This window comes from Streptomyces sp. NBRC 110028, assembly GCF_001417735.1.
Taxonomy (GTDB): Bacteria; Actinomycetota; Actinomycetes; order Streptomycetales; family Streptomycetaceae; genus Streptomyces.
The window spans coordinates 211530-218237 of the sequence record NZ_BBUZ01000033.1; the positions used below are offsets into that span (position 1 = coordinate 211530).

At 67.6% G+C, this 6708-nt stretch carries 5 protein-coding genes and 2 pseudogenes; 3 read left to right on the plus strand and 4 right to left on the minus strand.

The features are described 5' to 3' along the window. Positions 1-2: 2 nt before the first annotated feature. Genes ASC60_RS26385 through ASC60_RS26395 form a run of 3 tightly spaced genes read right to left on the minus strand, consistent with a single transcriptional unit; the run spans position 3 to position 3152 of the window. A complete protein-coding gene (locus ASC60_RS26385) occupies positions 3-845 on the minus strand; it encodes a carbohydrate ABC transporter permease (protein WP_055555141.1) in 843 nt (280 codons plus the stop codon). 1 nt (position 846) lies between these two features. Continuing rightward, the gene (locus ASC60_RS26390; protein WP_055555143.1) at positions 847-1866 is read right to left on the minus strand and encodes a carbohydrate ABC transporter permease; all 1020 of its coding nucleotides are present in this window, start codon (positions 1864-1866) and stop codon (positions 847-849) included. A gap of 11 nt (positions 1867-1877) precedes the next feature. Further along, positions 1878-3152, minus strand: a complete 1275-nt coding sequence (locus ASC60_RS26395; protein ID WP_234357140.1) for an extracellular solute-binding protein — start codon at positions 3150-3152, stop codon at positions 1878-1880. Positions 3153-3454: 302 nt separating this feature from the next. On the opposite strand from ASC60_RS26395, the gene ASC60_RS26400 reads away from it, so the two are divergent. Next, on the plus strand, positions 3455-4498 hold the full coding sequence (locus ASC60_RS26400; protein ID WP_055555199.1) for a LacI family DNA-binding transcriptional regulator: 1044 nt from the start codon (positions 3455-3457) through the stop codon (positions 4496-4498). Between the two features lie 116 nt (positions 4499-4614). Here the strand turns inward: ASC60_RS26400 and ASC60_RS43280 are convergent. Beyond that, positions 4615-5725: pseudogene (locus tag ASC60_RS43280) on the minus strand (integrase core domain-containing protein). Positions 5726-5888: 163 nt separating this feature from the next. On the opposite strand from ASC60_RS43280, the gene ASC60_RS26410 reads away from it, so the two are divergent. Next, positions 5889-6032 carry a hypothetical protein gene (locus ASC60_RS26410; RefSeq protein ID WP_370592969.1) on the plus strand — a complete coding sequence of 48 codons (144 nt, stop codon included), beginning with the start codon at positions 5889-5891 and terminating at the stop codon, positions 6030-6032. A gap of 467 nt (positions 6033-6499) precedes the next feature. Further along, a pseudogene (locus ASC60_RS43285) lies at positions 6500-6708 on the plus strand (hypothetical protein); the annotation flags it as partial.

The window sequence follows — 6708 nt, forward strand, 5'->3', positions numbered from 1 at the left end:
ACCTAGCCTTTGATCGCGGATCCGAGGTTGGCGGAGGTGAAGTGGCGCTGGAAGAGCAGGAAGAGGACGACGGCCGGCACCGCCAGCACGCAGGCACCGGCGAGCACAGCGCCCATGGGGTTGGCCTGGAAGGTGGAATTGGCCTGGGAGAAGTTCGCCAGGCTGACCGCGAGGGGCTGCATCCCCTTGTCCTTGGTCACCAGGAACGGCCAGAGGAACTCGTTCCACGGGCCGATGAAGGTCACCAGCATGGCTGTGAGAATCGCCGGGCGCACCAGTGGCACCGCCACCGAGCGCAGGATGCGCAGCTCGCTCGCTCCGTCCATGCGCGCCGCGTCGAAAATCTCGCGCGGGATCTGCAGGAAGTACTGACGGAAGATGAGCACGGCGACGGAGTTGATGGCGAACGGCAGGATCATTCCGGCGTAGCTGTCGGCCAGGCCGAAGTAGCGCACCACCATCACGTACAGCGGGATCATCAGCAGCTGGAACGGGATCGCCTGGACCAGCAGGACGAGCGCGAACACCAGGCCGCGGCCGCGGAAGCGCAGGATCGCCAGGGCGTAGCCGGCCAGCAGGCCGAAGACCAGGGTGCAGACCACCACCCCGACCGTCATGATCAGCGAGTTGGCCAGGGCGCCCAGCAGGCTGAACGAGTCGTCGATACCGGCGAGGTTGTCCAGGGTCAGGTTGCTCGGCTTCGGCAGCAGGCCGCCGAGGCCGGTGTCGCGCTTCTTCTGCAGCGCCCCGATGAGCATGTAGTAGAACGGCAGCAGAGCGGCGATGGCGCCGAGGCCGAGCGCGGCGTAGCGCAGGATGCGGGCGATGCGCGGGATATGGGCCATATCAGTCCCTCTCCATGACGCGCCGGGCGACGGTCGCGATGATGAGCACGCCGGTGACGAGAATCAGTCCGATGGCGGCCGCGGCATCCGGCTCGCCCTGCTCAATACCCCGCTGGTACACCAGCAGCGCGGGAGTGAGCGAGGCGCCGCTCGGTCCGCCGCCGGTGAGCAGGAACGGCTCGGTGAAGATCTGCCCGGCGGTGATGATCGACAGCAGGATGACGAGCGAGGTGACGGGCCGGACGGCCGACAGAGTGACGGCCCGGAACGCCTGCCAGCGCCCGGCTCCGTCGGTCAGTGCCGCCTCGTGCAGCTCCTTGGGCACGTTCTGTAGCGCGGCGAGGTAGAGCAGGATGTAGAACCCGAGCTGCTTCCAGGTGACGTAGACGGCGATGAGCGGCATCACCAGGTGCTTATTCGCCAGCCAGGACGGGTCCGGGGCCCAGGAGCCGAGGACGTTGTTGACGGCGCCGGAGCCATTGAACAGAAACAGCCATACCGCCAGCGTGGCGACCGAGGCCGTCACGTACGGCACGTAGTACGCCACCCGGAAGAATCCGCGCCAGTGGGTTGCCGCATTCAGCGCCGACGCCAGCGCGAGCGCCAGCACCACGGTCAGCGGAATGTTGATCGCCATGAACAACCCGAGGTTGGCGAAGGCGCGCCGGGTCTTCTCCTCGCCGAGGACCTCGGTGAAGTTGTCGAACCCGACGAAGGGGTGCGGCACGGAGACGCCGGGCGCGGTGAAGAAGTAGTCGTGGAAGGCCATCCATACGCCGACCCCGAACGGGATGATGAACACGACCAGGACGTAGGCGATGTACGGCGCGGTCAGGACGAGCCCGAGCGGGCTGTTGCCCAGCCGTCGCTCGAGCCGCGAGGCGCCGGGCCGACGACCCGGGATACGGCGTTCGGGTGCGGCTGCCGGCGGTGCGTGGCGGGGCGATGGCCGGGGGTGCCGGCCGCGGGGCGGATCGTCTGCGGCCTGGGTCCCATCGCGACTGTCGCGGAGTGATTTCATGGTGTGCCTCATCAGCCGACGATCTGGTCGTCGATCTGCTGCGCGGCCTTGTCAAAGGTCGACTTCACATCGCCCTTCCCGGGCAGCACCACGTCTTCCCAGGCTGTGCGGAACGTCTTCCACACCTCGGTCGAGCCGGCGATATTTGGCACGTCCACCGCTCGCGGCACCGCGTCGGCGAAGGGCTGGTAGAAGGGATTGTCCTTGAGATAGCCGCCCGCGACGGCGGCCACGTCACCGCGGGTGGGGAACTGCCCCGTCTCCTCCAGCAGTGCCGCGTCGTTCTTCGCGCTCATCGAGAACTTGGTGAATTCCCAGGCGGTCTGCTTGTGCTTGCACGAGGTGAACAGGCCGACGTTCTTGGAGTCCGCGAACGTCGATGTCTTGTCGGCCGGTATTCCCGCAGCCGTGGGCAGCGGCACCACGCCGTACTTCACCTTGCCGTCGAACTGTCCCTTGCCCCACGGCCCGGCGATGCCCATGGCGGCCACCCCGTCGGCGAACGGGCCCGCCCACATGTCGCCGCTGTACGCCTCCGGGGACGAGTAGCCGCCTGCGTACATCTGCTGCCAGAAGCCGAGGGTCTGTCGTCCCGCCCTGGAAGTGAAGGTGGCCTTCTTGTCCTTCACCAGTTGCTCGCCGCCGGAGTTGGCCAGGTACAGCGGATAGAAGTCGAACAGCGCATTGATGTAGTCACTGGTCGCCGGCGGATACAAGGTGAACTTCGCCGCCTTGCTGCTCTTGATCCTCTTCGCCGCGGCCAGCACATCGTCGTACGTGCTCAGCTTCGGATTCTCGGCGTCCAGGCCGGCCTTCTTGAAGACGTCCTTGTTGTAATAGAGCATGAACGGGTTGGTTTTCCACGGCACTTGATACAACTTGCCGTCCGGGGAACGGAAGCCGCCCGCGGCACCGCCGGAGCGCTTCTTGATGAAAGACTCGGCATCGCCGAAGGTGTCCGAGAGATTCACCAGGCCGCCCTGCTTCTGGAATGCGGCGACCGCCGCCGGAGCGGTGTTGTAGACGAGGCACGGGGTGTTGCCCGCGGTGATCGCGGCCCCGATGACGTCTTCGGTGGACTTGCCCGACGGCACCGCCTTGGCGGTGACCTTCTCCTTGGTGTGCTCGGCGTTCCAGGCAGCCACTACGGCCTTGGCCCAGGCCTGCTCCTGCTCATTCGTCGAGTACCAGATGTCGATCGGTCCCGAGGTCGGCTTGCCGCCGCCGGCGTCGCCCGAACCGCAGGCGGACAATGGCAGGACAAGCGCCGCGGCGGCGGTCAGCACCGTAACGCGCAGAAAACGCCTCATTGTGCCCAACTCCCTTCCATGCGGGTGGTTGAGGGTCCGAAGCGACTCCCCTCTGGTCGCCGCCGGCCCGCCCCGCCAGAATGATCACCGCGGGGTTACGAGCGTCATCAAACCGGTTTAATATCTAAGCGTCAAGGATGGATGCGAAACGTTTCGGTAATCTGGGTGGCGCAGTTCTGCCACCCAGGAGCCGTACGTCCCGAATCAGTGGAAGGCGAGGCGGTATGGTGCGGGGCCAGGACAAAGCGGGTGGATCGGCGGGCGGTTCCCGCCAGGCGATGCCTCCGCCGCCACGCCGGGTCGGAGGCAGTCGGCCGACCATCGGTGATGTCGCCACGCTGGCCCAGGTCTCCAAGGCAACGGTCTCCTTCGTCATCAACGACCGCCCCGGGGTCAGCCCGCAGGCGCGCCAGCGGGTCCTGGACGCGATCGACCAGCTGGGCTGGCAGCCCAACGCCGGCGCCCGGGCGCTCTCCACCAAGCGGTCCCAGACCCTCGGCCTGGTGATGCGTCGACCGCCGGAACTGCTGAGTACCGACCCGTTCTTCCCCCAGTTCGTCGCCGGCATCGAGACCGGCCTCGCGCCGCTCGGCTACGCGCTCGTGCTCCAGGTCGTCCCCGATGAGGAAACCGAACGGCAGGCGTATGAGCGGCTGGCCCGTGACGGTCGGGTCGACGGCGTGTTCCTCACCGATCTGCGCACCGACGACCCGCGGCCGACACTCGTGACGGAGCTGGGCATCAGCGCACTGATCGTCGGACCACCACAGCACGGCGGCCAGGTGCCGGTCCTCGGGGTCGACGACGGCAGCGGGGTGCGACGTGCGGTCAGCCATCTGCGCTCACTCGGCCACCGGTGGATCGGACACGTCTGCGGCGCCGCAGGGTATGTGCACACCGAGGCCCGGTGCGACGCCTGGCGCGGTGCGCTGGCGGATGCCGGCCTGCCGGAGATCCCGCCCGTGGCGGCGGACTTCACCGGCGCGGCCGGCGCCCAGGCCACGCATCAGCTGCTGGACCTGGACCAGCCGCCGACCGCCATCGTGTACGCCAACGACCTGATGGCCATCGCCGGGATCACCGCCGCGACCAGCCGCGGGCTGCGGGTCCCCGAGGACCTGTCGGTGGTGGGCTTCGACGACATCCCGCTGGCCGACTGCATCGCACCGCCGCTGACGACGGTACGCCAGGACGTGCTGACCTGGGGGCGCGCCGCCGCGCAGGCACTGGTTTCGCTCACCGAGGGAGGAAAGTTCCAGGCGGCCGAGCTCCCGCCGGTGGAATTCGTGGTGCGGGCGAGCACCGCGCCGCCGCGGACTTGAGCTTGGAGCCGTGAGCGGGGGCGGGGGCGGGGGCGGGAAGCAGGCTCTCAGCTTCGCCCGGCCGGTTCCTCGACGTACGCACTACGAGCGAGGCGTGAAGGGTGTCAATATTCCGATCAGGCTGCTGAGCTGGGTGTTTCCTGCTGACGGTAAGGCGGCCGGGTGGCGTCGAGTGGTACTCGTTGAGCAGTCCGCCGAGTATCTGGCGGCGCCTGGCCGTGGTTGCAGGCAGGGGGATGACCTTCGGGTCATCGTCTGGGGCACGTAGGTCCAGGCTGCGGTGGGCTCGTCCGGCGTTGTAGTGCTCGGCGTACTGGTCGAGGACTGTGCGTAGGTGTCGTTCGCCGGTGATGAGGAGTCGGTCGGTGCACTCGGCGCGGGCTGTGCGTATCCATCGTTCCGCGTAGGCGTTGGACCGGGGGCTTTGTGGCGGTGTCGGGATGACGGCTGTGCCGTTGCCGGCGAAGACGGCGTCGAATGCGGCGGTGAACTTGCTGTCCCGGTCACGGATGAGGAACCGGAAGCGCCCAGCTCTGTCCTGAAGGTCCATGAGCAGGTTGCGGGCGAGTTGGGTGACCCATGCGCCGGTCGGGTGGGCGGTGACGCCCAGGACATGGACGCGCCGCGTGGCAATCTCCATGACAAAGAAGACGTAGAGACGCTTGAGGAAGACGGTGTCCACGTGCATGAAGTCGCAGGCGAGCAGCGTGTGGGCCTGGGAACGGAGGAAGGAGCGCCAGGTCTGCGGGAGGCTCGCCGCGGTGCGGGCGGTAGACCGGAGCGGCGCAGGACGCGCCGGATGGTGGCGGCGGCGACCCGGTAACCGAGCCGTCGCAGTTCGCCTTGGATCCTGACGTATCCCCAGGTCGGATTTTCTCGCGCCAGGCGCTGGATGAGCGCGACTGTCTCTTCCGCCAGTGGTGGCCGGCCGGGTCCGGTTGGTGTTTGGCGCCATTTCCAGCGCGCCAGACGGCGGTGCCAGGTCAGCAGTGTGCCGGGGGTGACCAGCCGATGGCGGCGTAAGGCAGGTGTCAGGTGCCGTGCGAGAGCGGAGAGCACGGCACGATCAGCCCAAGAGAGCCGCGGCCGCTGGATCTGCCGACGCAGCACGGCGACCTCATGACGAAGCGCGAGGATCTCCGCGTTGTTCGCGGCGGTCGATTGGCCCAGCAGGAGGAGGCAGCCCAGCAGTCGGCAGAAGATCAGGCAGAGCAGTCGCAGACCCACGATCACTGATCAGGGATCATGCCCATACTTGAGCGATCGCAACGCCCAGGTCACCCACCGTACGGCAATAAAGACACCCTTCAGGCCGCTACTTCTCCGCCGCCTCGTCCGGAGACGCCAGCTACGCCGGGGTGTGGGCCATCTTGGTACCGCACCGACCTCGATGCTGTTCTTCTTCGCTGGCCCTGCAGGCCTGATAGGCATCCCCATCGGCGCCATCGTCCAAGCCGCCGCGCTCGGCGCCCTGTACCGCTACATCACCGAGCGTCGCGCCCGTAGCACCGAGAGCGGCGTCAGCAACGCCTGAACTCCAGACGGTTTCACCATCCCGATGGGTGCGGCCCACCGCTCAGGCGCCAACCGGCAAGGATGAGGCGCGCGATCGCGGCAGATTGCCTGGCTGGGCTCCGTAGGTGAGACGTGCGGACGAAGCTGGTTTCCTCGGTCAGCCCGGAGTGGCACCATTCCGAGCCAGGCGCCTGGTCATGAGTGTGATGGCAACCCAGGTGATGAGGGTTTCGGAGTGCTGGATAAGGCGTTCGTAGTCCCTCGCGTGGTGGCGGGGCGACACTGCCGTCCCCGCCGACGTCCTGTGGGCGGTGGAATCCTCGACGCGGAGCCGGAGGGGCCGACGGGGCTTGCCGCCTGCCCTGCCGACATCAGCGGGGCGTCCTTCGCATCGGAGAGGCGCGGCTACCTCTTTAAACTCTCGCAACATCCCTCCGGCTTGACTGCAGGAGCTGGCCCACCTGGGGTCCGCAGAGAGGATTCATCATGCAATTCAGGCGAAGCTGGGGCATCGGTCTGGTCACCGCCGCAGTGCTGATCGGCGGCGGGGCGACGATTGCCAATGCTGCGTCCGGCGCCTCCTCCCACAACGGTGGGGACCAGCCCGCGGTAGTTCTGCCTGGGGGTGACGGCCCAGGCATCCCGGCGGGCGACTCCCAGGCGTACCCCCTGCCCGAGGGAGACCACCCCGGTAC